Annotated in this window: 14 protein-coding genes, 2 tRNA genes and 1 pseudogene; 9 read left to right on the top strand and 8 right to left on the bottom strand. The window is 69.8% G+C overall.

Translation table 11 applies throughout. The features are described 5' to 3' along the window. The first annotated feature begins 19 nt into the window (after positions 1 to 19). Positions 20 to 1,414: a glycosyltransferase family 39 protein gene (locus A3G1_RS0118940; RefSeq protein WP_018351052.1), complete on the top strand. Its 1,395-nt coding sequence runs from the start codon at positions 20 to 22 to the stop codon at positions 1,412 to 1,414. Here the strand turns inward: A3G1_RS0118940 and A3G1_RS0118935 are convergent. Further along, positions 1,393 to 1,740 carry a hypothetical protein gene (locus A3G1_RS0118935; protein ID WP_018351051.1) on the bottom strand — a complete coding sequence of 116 codons (348 nt, stop codon included), beginning with the start codon at positions 1,738 to 1,740 and terminating at the stop codon, positions 1,393 to 1,395. The two genes, A3G1_RS0118940 and A3G1_RS0118935, sit on opposite strands and share 22 nt — an antisense overlap. Before the next feature lie 168 nt (positions 1,741 to 1,908). On the opposite strand from A3G1_RS0118935, the gene A3G1_RS0118930 reads away from it, so the two are divergent. Continuing rightward, entirely contained in the window at positions 1,909 to 3,297 is a 1,389-nt protein-coding gene (locus A3G1_RS0118930; RefSeq protein WP_026212283.1) for a class II 3-deoxy-7-phosphoheptulonate synthase, read from the top strand. Positions 3,298 to 3,425: 128 nt separating this feature from the next. On the opposite strand, the gene A3G1_RS0118925 is transcribed toward A3G1_RS0118930, so the two are convergent. Further along, positions 3,426 to 4,394: an SGNH/GDSL hydrolase family protein gene (locus A3G1_RS0118925; RefSeq protein ID WP_157641226.1), complete on the bottom strand. Its 969-nt coding sequence runs from the start codon at positions 4,392 to 4,394 to the stop codon at positions 3,426 to 3,428. 187 nt (positions 4,395 to 4,581) lie between these two features. On the opposite strand from A3G1_RS0118925, the gene A3G1_RS35575 reads away from it, so the two are divergent. Then, positions 4,582 to 5,805 (top strand): MFS transporter, encoded by a 1,224-nt coding sequence (locus tag A3G1_RS35575; protein ID WP_157641225.1) that lies wholly within the window; start codon positions 4,582 to 4,584, stop codon positions 5,803 to 5,805. On the opposite strand, the gene A3G1_RS0118915 is transcribed toward A3G1_RS35575, so the two are convergent. From A3G1_RS0118915 to A3G1_RS0118905, 3 genes are all read right to left on the bottom strand, one after another. Further along, on the bottom strand, positions 5,784 to 6,533 hold the full coding sequence (locus A3G1_RS0118915; RefSeq protein WP_026212282.1) for a hypothetical protein: 750 nt from the start codon (positions 6,531 to 6,533) through the stop codon (positions 5,784 to 5,786). The genes A3G1_RS35575 and A3G1_RS0118915 overlap by 22 nt on opposite strands. Positions 6,534 to 6,677: 144 nt before the next feature. Next, complete coding sequence (ahpD, locus tag A3G1_RS0118910) at positions 6,678 to 7,211, bottom strand: alkylhydroperoxidase, AhpD family (protein ID WP_018351047.1); 534 nt, start codon at positions 7,209 to 7,211, stop codon at positions 6,678 to 6,680. Positions 7,212 to 7,307: 96 nt separating this feature from the next. Next, the gene (locus A3G1_RS0118905) at positions 7,308 to 7,859 is read right to left on the bottom strand and encodes a peroxiredoxin (protein ID WP_018351046.1); all 552 of its coding nucleotides are present in this window, start codon (positions 7,857 to 7,859) and stop codon (positions 7,308 to 7,310) included. A gap of 305 nt (positions 7,860 to 8,164) precedes the next feature. Between A3G1_RS0118905 and cimA the strand changes: the two are divergent. Continuing rightward, positions 8,165 to 9,715, top strand: a pseudogene (gene cimA / locus A3G1_RS0118900) (citramalate synthase); the annotation flags it as partial. On the opposite strand, the gene A3G1_RS39700 reads toward cimA, so the two are convergent. Beyond that, a complete protein-coding gene (locus A3G1_RS39700) occupies positions 9,623 to 10,474 on the bottom strand; it encodes a hypothetical protein (protein ID WP_018351044.1) in 852 nt (283 codons plus the stop codon). The pseudogene cimA and the gene A3G1_RS39700 sit on opposite strands and share 93 nt — an antisense overlap. A gap of 105 nt (positions 10,475 to 10,579) precedes the next feature. Here A3G1_RS39700 and A3G1_RS0118890 point away from each other — a divergent pair, with 105 nt between their 5' ends. From A3G1_RS0118890 to A3G1_RS0118870, 5 genes are all read left to right on the top strand, one after another. After that, positions 10,580 to 11,356 carry a fumarylacetoacetate hydrolase family protein gene (locus A3G1_RS0118890; protein WP_083936991.1) on the top strand — a complete coding sequence of 259 codons (777 nt, stop codon included), beginning with the start codon at positions 10,580 to 10,582 and terminating at the stop codon, positions 11,354 to 11,356. Then, entirely contained in the window at positions 11,349 to 12,779 is a 1,431-nt protein-coding gene (gene gltX, locus A3G1_RS0118885; RefSeq protein ID WP_018351042.1) for a glutamate--tRNA ligase, read from the top strand. Before A3G1_RS0118890 ends, gltX begins: the two co-directional genes overlap by 8 nt. Positions 12,780 to 12,781: 2 nt before the next feature. Further along, positions 12,782 to 13,522, top strand: a complete 741-nt coding sequence (locus A3G1_RS35570) for an HAD family hydrolase (RefSeq protein WP_018351041.1) — start codon at positions 12,782 to 12,784, stop codon at positions 13,520 to 13,522. A gap of 27 nt (positions 13,523 to 13,549) precedes the next feature. Next, positions 13,550 to 13,621: transfer RNA gene (locus A3G1_RS0118875), tRNA-Gln, on the top strand. Positions 13,622 to 13,641: 20 nt separating this feature from the next. Beyond that, a tRNA-Glu gene (locus A3G1_RS0118870) sits at positions 13,642 to 13,714 on the top strand. Between the two features lie 47 nt (positions 13,715 to 13,761). Here A3G1_RS0118870 and A3G1_RS0118865 read toward each other — a convergent pair. Both A3G1_RS0118865 and A3G1_RS0118860 read right to left on the bottom strand, forming a co-directional pair. Further along, positions 13,762 to 14,490, bottom strand: a complete 729-nt coding sequence (locus A3G1_RS0118865) for a hypothetical protein (protein ID WP_018351040.1) — start codon at positions 14,488 to 14,490, stop codon at positions 13,762 to 13,764. 213 nt (positions 14,491 to 14,703) lie between these two features. Further along, complete coding sequence (locus A3G1_RS0118860) at positions 14,704 to 16,314, bottom strand: hypothetical protein (protein WP_018351039.1); 1,611 nt, start codon at positions 16,312 to 16,314, stop codon at positions 14,704 to 14,706. Positions 16,315 to 16,452: the final 138 nt, after the last annotated feature.

The raw sequence follows: 16,452 nt of genomic DNA, 5'->3' as shown, positions 1-16,452 counted from the left end.
CTGGGCAGAATGACCAAGTGTGGGAGGGATCCTGGCCCGGGTGTGGCTCGCCCCCGCCGCGCTGACCGCCGGGCTGGGCCTGTGGCGGATCGGGCGGCCGGGGCTGTGGGCCGACGAGCTGGCCACGTGGGGCGCGGCCAGGATGCCGCCGGGCCAGCTGCTCCGGATGCTCACCGAGGCCGACGCCGCCAACCTGGCCTACTACCTCCTGATGAGCGCGTGGGTGCGCGTGGCGGGGGAGTCCGAGACCGCGTTGCGCCTGCCGTCGCTCGCCGCGATGACCGCCGCCGCCGGGCTGCTCGCCGTCCTCGGCCGCCGGCTGGTGTCCTACCGGGCCGGTCTCGCGGCCGGGCTGGTCTTCGCCCTGCTGCCGATCACGTCCCGCTACGCGCAGGAGGCCAGGGTCTACGCGATCGTCATCCTGCTCGCCGTGGCTGCCGCGCTCCTGCTCGTGCGGTTCAAATTAATCTTGTACGGGTTCGTGGTCGCCGGTCTCGGCTGGTTGCACATGGTGGCGCTGCTCCTGATCCCAGCGCACGCCATCGTGGTCACGTACCGGGCCCGCTCCAGCCACGCCGTCCAGCGCTGGGCCGTCGCGGCGACAGCCGGCGTCCTCGCCGCCGGCCCGCTCGCCTGGCTCTCGGCCCAGCAACGGACCCAGGTGAGCTGGATACCGCCCCCCACGCTCCGCGCCGTCATCACGCTCCCTGACCGCGTCGCTGGCGGGGCGGCGGTCGCGGGCTTCCTCCTGGCCCTCGCCATCCTGGCCATCTCGAAACGCCGGGTCTCCGTACTGGCCATCTCCTGGGCACTGGTCCCGCCGCTGATCCTGCTGCTCTGTGCCCCGGTCGTGAATCTCTTCTGGTGGCGGTACCTGCTCTTCACCGTCCCGGCCCTGGCGCTCCTGGCCGGCTTCGCCCTCGCCAGGGCCCGCACGGTCCCGCTCGTCCTCGGCCTGCTCACCCTCGGAGCCATCGGCATGTACCCGAGCGTCTCGTACCGGGCTCCCGACGGCCACGAGCACGACACCCGGGGCGCGGCGGCCGTCATCGCCGCGCACAGCCGCCCCGGCGACGCGATCGCCTACGCGCTGAACGAGCCCGTCGTCCCCTGGGAGGCCCGCGACCTGGTGGCCCGCTACGTGCCCGGAGCCCGGCAGCCGCGCGACGCCTTCGCGCTCACACCACAGCGGACAGCCGGGAACTTCCTCGCGACCGAGTGCCCGCCAGCTGACCTGTCCGGCTGCCTGGGCGGCGCCCCGCGCCTGTGGATCATCCGCTACGAGTCCCACCCCGACCCGCTGGCCGGGATCGGTACCGAGAAGGAGGCGCTGCTCCGCTCCCAGTACACACTGGAGCAGCTCTGGACGCCCCGGTCCTTCACGGTCGCGCTCTACGCCCGCAAGCTCGCCTGAAGCTCCCGCCGGAGGACACGTTCCCCGTCCCGCGTCCGCAGGGCCAGGCCGGTCACCACGCCGTCGTCCAGCAGTACCCGGATCCTCGGGCAGCCCCGCCGGGTGTCCCATGTCCCGTCGGCCAGCCGCAGCGCCGCGTACCGGCAGTGCGCCTCACCCACGAACCCCCACGCCAGGAACACCTCGTCCCCCGCGTAGCTGTACACCCCGACCGACTCGGTACCCGTGCCCGCCGGCCGGCGGTAGAACTCGCCGCGCAGCCCCGGCACCGGTACGCCCTCGAAATCGACGTCCTCGATGGTCCTGTGCCAGGAAAATTCGGACACATCTGGCATATTGATCTCCCCCACGGAGACCTTAACGACCGAACCCCGCCCAGGTCGTTCCCTCCCTTCCCTCGCCGACTCCCGTCACGGGCGCCGCATACTCTCCCGTTCTGCGAGATCGCCCACCTCGGCGCGGTGAGATCACGATGGCCGCACTACTGTTGTCCTGTGGCACAGGAATGGCACCAGTTCAGGAATCCAGGCTTGCAGCTCACCCGCCCCGCCGAGACGGCGGAGGCCGAGTCGCTGGGCATCGACCGATGGCGTGAGCTGCCCCGGGAGCAGATGCCGCCCTGGCCGGACTATTCCGTCGTCGAGCAGGTCTCCGACGTCCTGAGCACCGTCCCGCCCATCGTCGCGCCCTACGAGGTCGACCAGCTCCGCCAGCGGCTCGCCCTGGCCTGCGAGGGCAAGGCGTTCCTGCTCCAGGGCGGTGACTGCGCCGAGACCTTCGCCGACAACACCGAGGCCCACCTGCTGGCCAACGCCCGCACGCTGCTCCAGATGGCCGTCGTGCTCACCTACGGCGCGAGCCTGCCGGTGATCAAGGTGGCCCGGGTGGCCGGCCAGTACACGAAGCCGCGCTCGGCGGCGCTGGACTCCCTCGGTCTGCCGTCCTACCGGGGCGACATGCTCAACTCGCTGGAGGCCACCGAGGACGCCAGGGTCAACGACCCGCAGCGCATGATCCGTGCGTACGCGAACGCGTCCAGCGCGATGAACATGCTCCGCGCGTACCTGGGCGGCGGCCTCGCCGACCTGCACGCCGTGCACACGTGGAATCGGACGTTTGTCAGAGAGTCCGCGGCAGGCGAGCGGTACGAGGCCATCGCGCGGGAGATCGACCGGGCGCTCGCGTTCATGCAGGCGTGCGGGCTCCGCGACGACGAGGCGCTGCGCACCGTCACGCTGTACTGCTCGCACGAGGCCCTCGCGCTGGAGTACGACCGCGCGCTGACCCGGGTGTCGGACAGCAGGGCCTACGGCCTGTCCGGTCACTTCCTCTGGATCGGCAACCGGACCCGCCAGCTCGACGGCGCGCACCTGGACTTCGTGTCCCGGATCGCCAACCCGCTCGGCGTGAAGATCGACGCGGCGATCACCCCGGACGAGGCGATCGAACTGTGCGAGAAGCTGAACCCGGAGAACATCCCGGGCCGGCTCACCATGATCACGCGGATGGGCAACGGCAAGGTCCGTGACGCCCTGCCCGCGATCGTCGAGAAGGTCACCGCGGCCGGCCACAAGGTCGTCTGGCAGTGCGACCCGATGCACGGCAACACTGTCGAGTCCTCGAACGGGTACAAGACCCGGCACTTCGACCGGGTCGTCGACGAGGTGCTCGGCTTCTTCGAGGTACACAGGGGCCTGGGCACGCACCCGGGCGGCATCCACGTCGAGCTGACCGGCGAGGACGTCACCGAATGCCTGGGCGGCGCACAGGCCATCGAGGACCGCCACCTGCCCGACCGCTACGAGACGGCCTGCGACCCCCGCCTCAACACCCAGCAGTCCCTGGAACTCGCATTCCTCGTCGCGGAGATGCTTCGGGGGTAGTGCCGCTGAGCGAAAATCTGAGCTGCCCGAAACGAAAGCCCGTGTAACCAGTACACGGGCTTTCGTTTATGCGATCAGATTTCCGCTCAGCGGGCCACCTCGCGTGAGATCAAGAGCGAAGATCAGAATCACTCGAACGGTACGGGGTGGAACTTCAGGGTCTCGCCCTCCCTTGTGCACAGTCCGTTGCCGTGTTGCGCGTGGAAGCCGGCCAGGCAGGCGCCCAGGGCCGCGTGGCCGAGCTTGTTCGGGTGCAGGGACTCCCGCGAGATCACGCCCTCGGGGGTTCCGTCCTCCTTGAGGTTGAGCTTGATCCCGTGGGTCCACTCCTGTTCCTTGGTGATTCCGGCCGCGCACACCTCACGGCCAGCCATCGCCCGGGTCAGGTCCAGGAACTCCACGGCGGTGTCCCTGGCCGCCGTCCGGATCGCGCCGGACAGCGCGGGCACGAACGTGTCGCTCGCCCAGGCCGCGTCCTCGTCGGAGAACGGGCAGCCGTGCAGTGCCCGGCCCAGCCTGCTGCTGAACCGGTTCTCCACGGGGATCGGCGACGGGTAGGACTGGAGCACGACACGTGCCCCTGGCCAGCCCTTCCTCACCTCGGAAACCACCTTCACGAGGCGCGGGGTCAGCTCGGCGAGCAGCGGTTCGAGCTTCGGCCCCCACTCGTCCTTGCAGTTCTTGTCCGAGGTCGCGAAGGTGACCGCGCAGTCGGCCACGATCCCGGTGAACCCGAGGTCGTTGGCCCCCACGGTGATCAGAACCAGCTTTATCTCGTACCCGGAGCCGAACGCGCGCAACTGCTCCAGCTGCGGCGGCTCCGTCCCCTGCGCGGTGTCGAGCACCTCCTTCGTCTCCGCGCCGGAGCACGCGAGGATCTGGTAGCTGGTGCCGGGCAGGCCTGCCACGGCCAGCTGGGCGTTGCGCGACCGGTGACACGGGCCCTCGTCGAGGTAGTCACCGGCGCCCTCGCCGGAGGCCAGGCTGTCGCCGAGCGAGACGACGGCTGGTAAGGGGTCGGTGGGTGGGAGTGCGAGCGCTGTCCCCGGCAGCGCTCCGAGGGCCATGACGGTCAGTAACGCGAGCCGAAGCCTCACCTGGTACCCCTTTCGTGGGTTTGACCAAGTTTTTCAGGTTTTGACCTGTCGGCATGGAGATTCGGCCCACTCGCTCTTGGGCGGCCCTGACCTGCGCTCCTACGATGGAGGCGCACAGGGCTCAACCATGAGCACGCGCTGGGGGTGGGGCAGCGCGCTCTTTCGGCACCTTCGGAAGGGACGACTCTTGCCAGCCCTGGCGACATACCGGGGGTTGCTGCGCGCGACCAGCCCCGGATTCCTCCTCCTTGCTTTCCTTGCCCGGCTGCCCGCCGCGATGGGCGCCCTCGGCACACTCACGCTCGTCGCCCACACCACGGGCAGCTTCGCCGCGGCCGGGATCGCCGCCGGAGCCCTCGGCCTCGGCGCGGCCCTCGGCGGCCCGCTGACCGGAGCACTGGCCGACCGCTACGGGCAGCGTCCCGTCGGCGTCATCACGTCCGTCTTCGACGCGCTCGCCTACGCCAGCCTGCTGATCCTCGCCCTCGGTGGCGCGCCCGTCCTCGCGACAGCCGGGGCGGCGTTCCTGGCCGGCTTCGCGAACCCGCAGGTCGGGCCCCTGGTCCGGGTGCGCTGGGCCGTGCTGCTCGGCGACCGGGGCGCGCAGCGGCAGCTGCCGGCGGCGATGTCCTACGAGGGCGCGGCCGACGAGACGTCCTATGTGCTCGGCCCGGCGCTGGTCGGAGTGCTCGCGCTGACCGGCCAGCCGATGGTCCCGCTGCTCGGGGCGATCGCGCTGCTGCTCGTCTTCGGCGTGCTCTTCGCGCTGCATCCGACCACGCCGCCCGTGGTCAGGCTGCCCGCTGGTACGTCAGCGGGGAAGCTGCCAGCGGACCTGATCGGGCTGATCGCGGCGATGGCCTGCATCGGCGTCGTGTTCGGCGCGACCCAGAGCGGGATCACCGCCCTGGCAGGCGAAGCCGGGGGCCTCATCTACTCCGTGATGGGCGTCGGCAGCATCGTCGCCGGGCTCGCGACGGCCGCACTGCCGGCCAGGTTCGCCCTGCACCGCAGGTACGTGGCTTTCGCCGGGGCGTTGTTCCTCGGTGCCGCCACGCTCCTGTTCGCACGGTCGGCGGGGACGGCGGCCATCGCGATGGCGATCCTCGGCGTGGCCGTGGCCCCGTACCTGATCACGGTGTACGCGCTCGCCGAGCGGATCGCGCCGCGCGGCCGGGTCAGCACAGCGCTCACGCTCGTCACGAGCGGTACGGTCGCCGGCATCGCGGCCGGTGCGGCCATCGCCGGAGCGCTCGCCGACGCCGTCGGCTACCGGGGCGCCTTCGCGGTACCGGTCTTCGCCGGCCTGCTCGCGCTCGCCCTCGCCAGCCTCTCCGCCCGCCGCCTCGCCCGGATCGGCACCGGCACCGGCACAGAGCAGCAGGCGGATCAGCAGCTCGTGGTGGTGTAGACCGAGGAGGTCACCGTCCCACCGCTCGTCAGCCGGGCCGACACGTACCAGGAGATGTCGGCGGTGTTCGGCTCGGTGCTGGAGCTGCCGGAGAAGGACGTGGGCCCGCCGGACATCCGGTAGGCCTCCCAGGGCGTGGCCTGGTCGGCGCGCCGGGAGTACACGGTGGCCTCCGAGGCGGTGTGCCCCGACAGGCTGGCCGTGATCCGCACGCTCCACGAGGAGCCGGAGCATTCCGGCATACCCGATACGTTCAGCCCCGCTGGTGCCGTCGTCGAGGGCGGCGGCCCCGAGGTCACCGGCTTGCTGGTCACCGCCGGCGGCCCGGCAGTCGTCCCCGGCCCCGGCACGGAACCCGGTGTCGTACCCGGCACCGGAGTCACCGTCGCCGCCAGGCTGGGTGCTGACGCCCCCAGCCTTCGCGCGACCTGTGCGGCCTCCGTGCCTCCGCTCCGCTCCGGCACCGGCCGCACACCGCCCGGCAGCACCGCCCCCTCGGTACCGGACTGACCGGCCGGCTGCTCCGCGCCCGGCAGGCTCACCGGCACCCCGTTCGCCGGCCGCAGCGCACTCACGGCGGCCGAGACCAGCATCAGCATCTGCCCGCAGATCAGCACCCACGCGACCTGCCCTCGCCAGCCCAGCAGCGGCGGGGGCGAGGCTTCAGGCACACGGCGGTGCTGCCCCACCCAGCCCTCCGGCCCGGCGGGAGCTGAGTCCCGGTCCACTGCGTCACTCTAGCGACATGAATCGATGTCATGTCTACTGTCGGGCACTGTCCGAACATGAACAGTTATCGATTGTGCGCCGCCGGGCGCGCGAAAACCCCGGCTGTCCACGATGGACAACCGGGGTTCCCGGAAGCTGGAGAACTACGCGCTCAGCGCGGCCTCGGCGTCGAGGGTCACCGCCGTGGCGTGCACGACGGCGGCGATCCGCAGCGCGTCGTGGATGGCCTCGCGGCCCAGGCCCGACTTGATCAGGGTCTTCTCGTGCGACTCCAGGCAGACGCCGCAGCCGGTGATCGCGGAGACGGCCAGGCACCACAGCTCGAAGTCGAGCTTGTCGACCCCCGGGTTGCCGATCACGGTCATCCGCAGCCGGGCGGGGAGGGTCTGGTACGCCTCGTCGCCGATCAGGTGCTTGGACCGGTAGTAGATGTTGTTCATGGCCATGATCGAGGCGGCAGCCTTGGCTGCCTCCACGGCCTCCGGCTTGAGCCGGTCGGCGGCCTCGGCGGCGATCTCGCGGATCACCTGCGGGTTGCGGGCCGCGATCGCGCAGGCCAGCGCGGCGCCCCACGCCTGCTGGTCCGGCAGGCTGCTCGTGCCGAGCACCGAGCCGAGGTTCAGCCTGGTGTCCTTGGCGTAGGCCGGCAGGGCTTCCTTCAGGGTGTCGATTCCCACTTCTTCGCTTCCTTCTCTTCGCTCGCCGAGGCAGGGCCGGGTCATCTCACCACCGGGGCGTGGTGACCCGGCCCGCGGACCTGGTACCAGCAGTGACTAGCTGGCCATCAGCTTGGCGGCGTCCAGCGTGTCGCCACCCTTGTTCCAGTTGCACGGGCACAGCTCGTCGGTCTGGAGCGCGTCGAGCACCCGCAGGACCTCGGAGACGTTCCGGCCGACGGAACCGGCGGTCACCATCGCGAACTGGATCTCGTTGTTCGGGTCGACGATGAAGGTCGCCCGCTGGGCCACGCCGTCCTCGCCGAGGATCCCGGCGGCCTCGGACAGCTCACGCTTGATGTCCGACAGCATCGGGAACGGCAGCTCGCGCAGGTCCGGGTGGTCCTTGCGCCACGCGAAGTGCACGAACTCGTTGTCGACGGAGGCGCCGAGCACCTGGGCGTCACGGTCGGCGAACTCGGTGTTCAGCCGGCCGAACTCCGCGATCTCGGTCGGGCAGATGAAGGTGAAGTCCTTCGGCCAGAAGAACACCACGCGCCACTTGCCCTCGTGCGACTTGTGCGTGATGGTCTGGAACGCGTTCTCCGGGTCCAGGGAGACACAGGCGGTCAGCTCGTACTCGGGGAACTTGTCACCAACGGTAAGCACAGAAATTCTCCTGTAGGGCGGGATCTTGATTGGAGTCATTCCAGATAATGCCCGACCGCCGCCCGCCCCGGCCATGACCCCCGTCCCAGTATGAGATAGGTCACAACGGTTCCGTTATCTGGGAGTAGTGCCCACGGAGCGGACGGTCATGGAAAAGTTGTCCCCGTGACGAGCCAGCTCATTATTGGCCCGGCGCGCTGACCCGGCTTCCGCCAGCAAGACGTCAGCGCGCAGACCTCCCACGACCGTGGGGGGTCTTTTTGTTTGCCAGTACTCATCACGCCCGCCTCCCACAGGAGAACCCGATGGACTTCCAGCTCTTCGACACCACCCTCCGCGACGGCGCCCAGCGCGAGGGGATCAGCTACTCGGTCGTCGACAAGCTCGCCGTGGCCCGGCTGCTGGACGAGTTCGGGGTCGGGTTCATCGAGGGCGGGTGGCCGGGGGCGATGCCGAAGGACACCGAGTTCTTCCGCCGGGCCCGCACAGAGCTCAAGCTCCGGCACGCCGTACTGGTCGCCTTCGGTGCCACCCGCAAGGCCGGTACGACAGCGGACAAGGATCCGCAGGTCAGGGCCCTGCTGGACGCGGAGAGCCCGGCCGTGGCCCTCGTCGCGAAGAGCGATCTGCGGCACGTCGAGCGGGCACTGCGCACCACGCCGGAGGAGAACCTGGCGATGGTCGCCGACACCGTGCGCTTCCTGACCGGCGAGGGGCGGCGGGTGTTCGTCGACTGCGAGCACTTCTTCGACGGGTTCCGCTTCGACGCCCAGTACACGAAAAGGGTTGTGGAGACCGCACTCGAAGCCGGCGCCGAGCGTGTGGTCCTGTGTGACACCAACGGCGGATCTCTGCCCTCCGGGGTGACCAGGGCGATCGCCGGCCTCGGCCTGGATCCCGCACTTCTGGGCATGCACGCGCAGAACGACACCTCCTGCGCCGTCGCCAACACCATCGCCGCCGTCGAGGCCGGAGTCAGGCACGTGCAGGGCACGGCCAACGGCTACGGTGAGCGGCCGGGCAACGCCGACCTGTTCGCCCTCGCGGGCAACCTGGTCCTCAAACTCGGGCTCCCCGTGCTACCGCCGGGCTGCCTGGAACAGGCGACGCGTGTGTCCCACGCGATCGCCGAGATCGCGAATCTCGCCCCCGACACCCACCAGGCATACGTCGGGCACGCGGCCTTCGCCCACAAGGCGGGGCTGCACGCGAGCGCGATCAAAGTGGATCCGGAGCTGTACAACCATGTCGACCCGGCCACCGTCGGCAACGACATGCGGATCCTGATCACCGAGATGGCTGGCCGGGCGAGCATCGAGCTCAAGTCCCGGGAGCTTGGCCTCGACCTGGCCGGCCAGCCATCCGTCCTCGCCGCCGTCACCGACCGCGTCAAGCAGCTGGAGGCGCAGGGCTGGTCCTTCGAGGCCGCGGACGCGTCCTTCGCCCTGCTGGTGCGCGGCGCGCAGGGGCCTGCCCCGGCACCTTTCACCCTGGAGTCGTACCGGGTGATCGTCGAGCACCGCTCCGACGGCTTCGTCGTCTCCGAGGCGACGGTCAAGGTGCGGGTACGCGGCGAGCGGGTCATCGCCACCGCCGAGGGCAACGGCCCCGTCAACGCCCTCGACCAGGCGCTCCGCCAGGCACTCGTCGCCCACTACCCGTCCCTCGCCGGGCTGGAGCTGATCGACTACAAGGTCCGCATCCTCGCGGGCTCCCACGGCACCGACGCCGTCACCCGGGTACTCGTGGAGTCCTCGGACCGCTCAGACGAGTTCACGACGGTCGGCGTCCACCCGAACATCGTCGAGGCGAGCTGGCTGGCCCTGGTCGACGCGCTCACCTACGCCCTCGCGCAGCAGGACCTCGCACGCCTCGACCAGCCGGTCCCGTAACGGGCCGCTCCTGGTACTGAACTCCTGCTGGGCGCGCACGTACTCGGCGCGCCCCTCGGGAGTCTCGATCCGCACCGGCTCGTACCCGGCGGCGGCCAGGTCGTACGGGCTGGCCCGCATGTCGAGCGTGCGGATGTCGCGGGCCAGCTCGAAACAGTCGGCGATCAGCTCGGCAGGCACGTGCGGGGCGAGCTTGTACGCCCACTTGTAGAGGTCCATGTTCGCGTGCAGGCACCCCGGCTGCTCGTTGTCCGCCTGCGACTCCCTCGTCGGGCTCAGCAGGTTGAGCGGCCGGGCCGGCGGCGTGAAGAACCGGTACGCGTCGAAGTGGCTGCACCGGATCTCCCGGGACTCCACGAACTCGGCCAGCGCCTCGCCGGTCATCCGCAGCGGCACGGCGTGCCGGGTGTCCGGCACCCGGTACACCATCGCCCACTCGTGCAGGCCGAAGCAGCCCAGGTGCGCCGGGCGGCCCCGCGTGGCGGCCAGCAGGTCCCGCGTCCACCGGATCCGGGCCAGCTCCTTGTCACCCAGCTCCTCCGTGAAGCCGGGGAACCAGCGGCGGAGCTGGGCGGGCTTGTAGGAGTAGTAGGTGAAGAGGAAGTCCTCGACCGGGTGCTTGATCCCGGCGGCGCGCCGCTCCAGGTGCCCGGCGACCAGCGCGCCGACCCGGGCCTCGTGGGCCGCGCGCCGGGCGTCGTGATCAGCGGGGGAGTGGTGCACCCGTCGAGGCTACCCGGCCCGTGACAGGCACCGTCCCGGTCCGGCGATAGATTCAGGGGTACTACCAATGCTCATCCCTAGCTCATCCCAAAGGGGCCTGTCACAGTGCGTATTGCCCGGTTTGCCCACCAGGGCGGGATGTCCTTCGGCGTGGTCGAAGGCACGGAATCCCCGATCGTCAAGGAGCTGGAGGGCCACCCGTTCGGCCGGCTGACCTTCACCGGCCAGAGCTGGGCGCTCGCCGACGTCCGGCTGCTCGCCCCGATGCTGCCCAGCAAGATCGTCTGCGTGGGGCGCAACTACGCCGACCACGCGAAGGAACTGGGCAACGACGTCCCCGACGAGCCGCTGCTCTTCCTCAAGCCGTCCACCACGATCATCGGCCCGAACGAGGCGATCAGCCTCCCGCCGCAGTCGCAGCAGGTCGAGCACGAGGCCGAGCTGGCCGTCGTCATCGGCCTGCCGGGCGCGCGGAAGGTCGGCAGGGCGGAGGCCGAGCAGGCCATCTTCGGCTACACGATCGCCAACGACGTGACGGCGCGCGACCTCCAGAAGAAGGACGTGCAGTTCACCCGGGCGAAGAGCTTCGACTCCTTCTGCCCGCTCGGCCCGTGGATCGAGACCGAGCTGGCGAACGTCGCCGACGTCGAGGTGCGGTGCGAGGTCAACGACGAGGTACGCCAGCTCGGCCGGACAAAAGACATGGTGTTCGACGTGCCGACTCTGGTGTCCTATGTGAGCCACGTGATGACCCTGCTGCCGGGCGACGTGATCCTCACCGGTACCCCGGCCGGCGTGGACGCCCTGCGCGCCGGCGACTCCGTGACTGTGTCCATCGAGGGCATCGGAGCCCTCACGAACAAGGTTGTGTCCTATGAGTGAGATGCGTCTGAGGTTCTCCCCGTCGCCGACCGGTACCCCGCACGTCGGCCTGATGCGCACCGCGCTGTTCAACTGGGCGCACGCCCGCCACCACGGCGGCAAGCTCATCTTCCGTATCGAGGACACCGACGCGGCCCGCGACTCCGACGAGTCCTACGCGATGCTGCTCGACGCCATGAACTGGCTCGGCCTCGACTACGACGAGGGCCCGGGCAAGGGCGGCGACTTCGGCCCGTACCGGCAGTCGGAGCGCGCAGAGATCTACGCCGACGTGGCCCGCAAGCTCCTGGAGGGCGGCTACGCCTACAAGTCGTACTCGACCCCCGAGGAGGTCGAGGCGCGCCTCAAGGCGGCCGGCAAGGACCCGAAGCTCGGCTACGACGGCTTCGACCGCGACCTGACCCCGGAGCAGCAGGCGGCGTACGAGGCGGAGGGCCGCGAGGCCGTCCTGCGGATCCGGATGCCCGACGAGGACATCACCTGGGTCGACGCCGTCCGCGGCGAGGTCACCTTCAAGGCCGGCCAGGTACCGGACTACGCGATCGTGCGGGGCAACGGCAAGCCGCTCTACACCCTGACGAACCCGGTCGACGACGCGATGATGGGCATCACGCTGATCGCGCGCGGCGAGGACCTGCTGTCGAGCACCCCGCGCCAGATCGTGCTGTTCCGGGCGATGCTGGAGCTGGGCATCGCCAAGGTGCAGCCCGAGTACGCGCACCTGCCGCTGGTCGTCGGCGACGGCAACAAGAAGCTCTCGAAGCGCGACCCGCGCTCGGACTTCTTCGCCTACCGCCGCAACGGCTACCTGCCGGAGGGCCTGGTCAACTACCTGTCGCTGCTCGGCTGGGCCATCTCGCCCGACCACGACATCTTCACGATGGCCGAGATGATCAGCGCGTTCGACGTCCACGACGTGAACAGCAGCCCGGCGCGCTTCGACGAGAAGAAGTGCGAGGCGATCAACGCCGAGCACATCCGCCGCCTCGACCCGGCCGACTTCGCCAGCCGGATCGCCGCCTTCCTGCCGGACGGCGCCGACGAGGACCAGATCGCTGCCGCCGCGCCGCTGATCCAGACCCGGATCACGACCCTGGCGCAGGTACCGGCCATGATCGGCTTCCTGTTCGCCGGTGAGGGCTTCGCGCCGGACCCGGACCACGCGGCCAAGGTGCTCACCGAGGCTGCCGTACCGGTGCTGGAGGCCTCGCTCAAGGCCCTGGAGACCGCCGAGTGGACGACGCCGGCCATCGAGACGGCCCTCAAGGCCGCGCTGATCGAGGGCCTGGGCCTCAAGCCCAAGGCGGCCTTCGCCCCGCTGCGCGTCGCCGTCACCGGCCGCACGGTGTCCCCGCCGCTCTACGAGTCGATGGAACTGCTCGGCCGTGAGGTCACCCTCGCCCGGCTCCGGTCCGCCCTGTAACTGTGGGGCAGATCACAACAGTCCTCTTCGACGTCGACGAGACGCTGACGGACTACACCGGCTCGGCGCGGGCCGCGATCATCGCGTACTGCGCCGAGCTGGGCGTTCCGGCTCCCCGGCTGCCCGCGGCGGCCGGGAAGTGGCTGCGGCTGGAGGGGGAGCACTTCCCCCGGTACCTGGCCGGCGAGCTCACCTTCGCAGGCCAGCGCCACGAGCGCGCCCGGGCCATGCGGGCCGCGCTCGGCGGGCGGGGGCCGCGTGACCCGGGGGAGTGGTTCGCCGCGTACCTGGCGTACTACGAGGCGAGCCTGACCCGCTTCGGTGACGTCGTGGCCTGCCTGGACGCCCTGGAGGCCCGTGGCCTGCGCCTCGGCGTGATCAGCAACAACGACGAGGACTACACCCGGGTGAAGCTCGCCAGGACGGGGCTGGACGGCCGGTTCGGGATCGTTGTGGGCAGGGACACGTACGGCGTCGCGAAGCCCGACCCGCACATCTTCACGGCCACGTGCGCGGCATTCGGTGTTTCCCCAGATGAAACGGCATATGTCGGGGACTCGCTGACCGCCGACGCGCTGGGCGCCACCGGAGCCGGCCTGCTGGGTATCTGGCTGGACCGGGCCTGGGACGGCGAATCTTTGCCCCAGTTTGCCCGCCAAATCTCCACCCTGGACGCGCTCGGAGCCCTCCTCGGCGATCCAGTGACGGGATCCGATTTGAGCCTCGCGGAGGGCGTCGGGTAGAGTTCATCTCCGGTGCGAGGGCACCGATGGGGTATGGGGTAATTGGCAGCCCGACTGATTCTGGTTCAGTTAGTCTAGGTTCGAGTCCTGGTACCCCAGCAATTGTCCTCGCACCACCTGGTCCCGTCGTCTAGCGGCCTAGGACGCCGCCCTCTCAAGGCGGTAGCGGGGGTTCGAATCCCCTCGGGACTACAGTAAGGAAAAGCCACCCAGCCGGGTGGCTTTTCTCGTATCCGGCGTCAGTTCCCGCCGAGCTGGTTCAGGTCGATCACCTGGTCGGCTGGCGGCGCGGTCAGGGTCACCGGCTGGTTGTACTCGGTGAAGGCCAGCTCGCCGCCGCCTGCCGCGCTCGACCGCAGCAGCAGCGGATATGGCTCGCCGGTCGTCGCGATGAACAGCGAACCGTCCCCGCCGATCAGCTCGATCGCCGGCTGCCCGTCGATCTGCTGCGTCCGGCCCTTGCTGGCCGCCGACACCCCGGACAGCACAGCGTCCATCAGCTGCGTGGCGTCGGTCAGCGACACGAGGTCCTTGAAGTTCGGGTCCTCGGTGGTGGTCCGCATCCACTTGCCCTCGAAGAGATTCGCGGCGGCGTTCCCGCCGAACTGCGCCCAGAAGGCCCGGTCACCCTGGAAGTACGCGGAGGTGCCGATCCGCAGGATGCTGACCTTGTTGCCGCCCACGGTCATCGTGCCCGTCGCGCCCTCCGACCCGGAGATCTTCAGATCAAGAGCGATCTTCTCCGTACCCGAGGGCACCTCGCCCTTCACGTGCACCGAGGTGATCGTCTTGACGGCGGCTCTGGCCCGCTCGGCGATCTGGGCCGGGGACAGGGCCGCCACCCCGTTGTCCTCTGCCCTGGGCGCGGCGACCGCGGCTCCGGCGGTCAGTACAGACGCCGTCAGGACGGAGCCGAACAGCCCGGCGGCGGCCAGGACCGCCAGCAGCCTTCCCCTGAGTCTGGTCATGACCCTGCCTCCTGAGTCGTTAGGGGCAGTGAAGGCGGGGAAACGGTTTCAGTCTACGCGCGGCGGCCCCTCCGGAACCCGCGTCCGGCCACGGCGGACAGCCACGTGGGGGAACGTGAAAGTGGAGCATTCCCCTTGTGGGTACCGGGAAAGGGGTGTGGAAAAGGGGCACCCGCCCGGCGGCGGATGCCCCTTCCCTGAGTGTCGCGGGTGTTACTGGATGACGAGGCGGATGATGGCGCTGTCCTCGCCGACCATGACGCCGACGGCCTTGAACGGCGCGGCTTCCTTCTTGTCCTCGGCGGACATGTCGCTGTTCTCGATGAACTTCTCGACATTCACGTACGCGGCGAACGTGGTCTTGGCCGGGCGGCCGGCCATCGCCTTGCGGTAGACAGCGTTCTCGGCGAGCGTGCCGCCCTCACCCTTGTACGCGCCGTAGGTGACAGTGGTCTTCTGCGCGCCGTCCTCGCCGACCTTCACCAGACCCTCCAGCAGGGACAGCGTTTCCCGGAGTTTCTTCGCCGAAGCGGGGGACTGGCTGATCGCGGTCAGCCGCAGCGCCGCCGTGTCGATGTCGGTCACCGAGAGGGTCAGCGTCGAGCTGACCAGCTCCTTCAAGCCGCCGGTCAGCTGCTCGACCTCGTCCTTGCTGAGCGTGCCCAGCTCCTTGCCGAGGCCCTTGCTGACGCCCTGGTCGAAGCCCTTCTTGAAGTCCGGGTGGTCGTAGAGCGGCTGCATGGCGAGCGCGACGGCCGAGTTGGCCGGGAGGGTCTCCAGCTCCTTCACCAGGTCCTGCTTCGGCTGGAAGCCGGACTTGCCGCTCTGCTGCACCCGCAGCTCGATGCCGTCGCCGGTGACCTGCGCACCCAGTGCCACCTGGCCGGACACCGCCACGCCGCCGGTCAGGTCGGAGATCTCCTTGCTGCCGGACTGGTCCTTCACCAGCTGGAAGATCGAGCCGAGGTCGGCCCAGCCGATCGCGAGCTGGTTGTCCGGCAGCTTGCTGACGACACCCTTGTAACCCTGGCTGTCCGACAGCTTGGTGTGCTTGGCCGCCGTCACGGCCGAGGCGGCTGCCGGGTCACCGTCGACCGAGGACTTCTCCGGCACGGCGATGAGGACGTAGCCCTCGTGCAGCCGGTAGCCCCACTTCTTCTTGGCGCCGGCCCGGGCCGTGTCCAGCGCGGACTTGGCTTTCTTGTCGTCTTCGCTGGCGAAGGCGTACAGGATGAAGTTGTCCTTGCCCTGTGTCCACAGTGCAGCGCCCATGCGGTCGCCCAGCCACGGCTTGGCGTCCTCGTCGAACGTGACGCCGTCGATCTCGGCGTGGTCGATCAGGTCCCGCTTGAGCTCGTCCGGGTCGCCCTTGCGGCCGGGGAACTTCTTCGACAGGTCGTACAGCTTCTTCTGCTCGGTGAGCGCCGGGTCGAGGTCGATCCGGGCGAACGCCATGACGGTGGACGGCATCACGTCCTCCGGCTCTGCGCCCAGCGGGGAGCTGAGCAGCTTCACCGTCGCGAACGCGCCGCCGGCCAGCAGCACGGCGAAGGCCACGCTGCCGCCGATGATCAGGCCGGCCTTGCTCTTCTTCTTCACCGGCGGGGCCAGCTCGGTGGCCAGCGGCATGTAGCCCTGCTGCGCCGGGTCCTGGTAGTAGGCCTGCTGGGGCTGGTAGCCCGGCTGGTAGTCCTGCTGCTGGTATGGCTGCTGGTATTCCTGGTAGCCGCCAGCCGCCGGATATGGCTGCTGGCCGGGCTCTGCGGGCTGGCCGGGCTGGTACGGCCCGGACGGCTGGGGCTGGGAGGGGTACTGCTCGGTCACCTGATCGGCCTTCCTAGAGCGTGGTCAGCCCGATCAGAGTAGGGTGCGCGGTCAAACCCCCGCTGTCCCAAAAGGGCGGTCCGTGGCTGGACTCACAGCGGGAAATGCGCAGGTGGGCACAGGTTTGCCCACTAGGTA

This window comes from Longispora albida DSM 44784 (assembly GCF_000379825.1).
In the GTDB taxonomy this organism is placed as follows: Bacteria; Actinomycetota; Actinomycetes; order Mycobacteriales; family Micromonosporaceae; genus Longispora; species Longispora albida.
The sequence above is the reverse complement of the archived record's forward strand: the minus strand, read 5'-3'. Positions and strand labels throughout refer to the sequence as shown.

Coding starts and splice junctions, on each gene's coding strand:
- A3G1_RS0118865 (WP_018351040.1), bottom strand. CDS start 14,490: ATGACCAGACTCAGGGGAAGGCTGCTGGCGGTCCTGGCCGCCGCCGGG.
- gltX (WP_018351042.1), top strand. CDS start 11,349: ATGAGTGAGATGCGTCTGAGGTTCTCCCCGTCGCCGACCGGTACCCCG.